Annotated in this window: 1 protein-coding gene and 1 pseudogene; both read left to right on the top strand. The window is 57.6% G+C overall.

The annotated features are described in order from the left end of the window. On the top strand, positions 1-615 hold a 615-nt coding region (locus tag FEV53_RS20310; protein WP_142836413.1), incomplete at its 5' end, for an IS3 family transposase. Positions 616-682: 67 nt separating this feature from the next. After that, positions 683-835: pseudogene (locus FEV53_RS20315) on the top strand (IS5/IS1182 family transposase); the annotation flags it as partial. Positions 836-958 lie beyond the last annotated feature (123 nt).

Here is a 958-nt window from a genome sequence, read left to right on the forward strand (position 1 = left end):
GATAAGCGCGTCGAAAGACTGTGGCGACGAGAGGGGCTGAAGGTGCCAATGAAACAACCAAGAAAAGGACGGCTTTGGCTGAATGACGGATCGTGCGTCAGACTGCGGCCTGAACACCGTAATCATGTTTGGTCCTACGACTTTGTGCATTGCCGGACGGATGACGGAAAGGCGTTCCGAACGCTCAACATTACCGATGAGTACAGCCGGGAGTGCTTGGCCATCTGTGTGGATCGCAAGCTGAACTCAGGCAACGTCATCAATGCGCTGAGTGATCTGTTCATCTTGCGCGGCGTGCCATCATTCATTCGGTCCGACAACGGCCCGGAGTTCGTTGCTCAGGCCGTGCAGGACTGGATCAAAGCTGTCGGCGCGAAAACGGCTTACATCGAACCTGGATCGCCTTGGGAGAACGGATACTGCGAAAGCTTCAACGCCCGTTTCAGGGATGAGTTCCTGAATGGCGAAACCTTCTACAGCCTGCGCGAGGCGCAGATCCTGATCGAACAATGGAGGAAACACTACAACACGAAACGACCACACAGCGCATTAGGCTACCGCCCACCGGCCCCGGAAACCGTCGTCACGATGGACCGGAGGCCCGTCATGCACTAACAATCAAATTGGACCACTCAAGTGGGGCTGATCAAGGAGAGGAGAGGAGAGGAGAGGAGAGGAGAGGAGAGGAGAGGAGAGGATGCACTGCGTCAAACGACTCGGCAAGGGCCTCATGCCGAGGGACTTTGATCGGCAGGTCGCCGAGCGACGGGTCCGGATCGCGGGGCTCAACCGCTACACCGCTCTTCGCATACCCGTCACAGAGCCCGTCGTATAAACCCGTCCGGGGAAAGGGGAAGCTCGCTCAAACCCCGATTTGGGCAACAAAGCCCCGCATAGGCCGAGGCCTGCAGCCCGACCATCGTCTGCGTCCGGAGCACGGCAGAATATAGTATGATCT

Source organism: Palleronia caenipelagi (genome assembly GCF_007004065.1).
Taxonomy (GTDB): Bacteria; Pseudomonadota; Alphaproteobacteria; order Rhodobacterales; family Rhodobacteraceae; genus Palleronia; species Palleronia caenipelagi.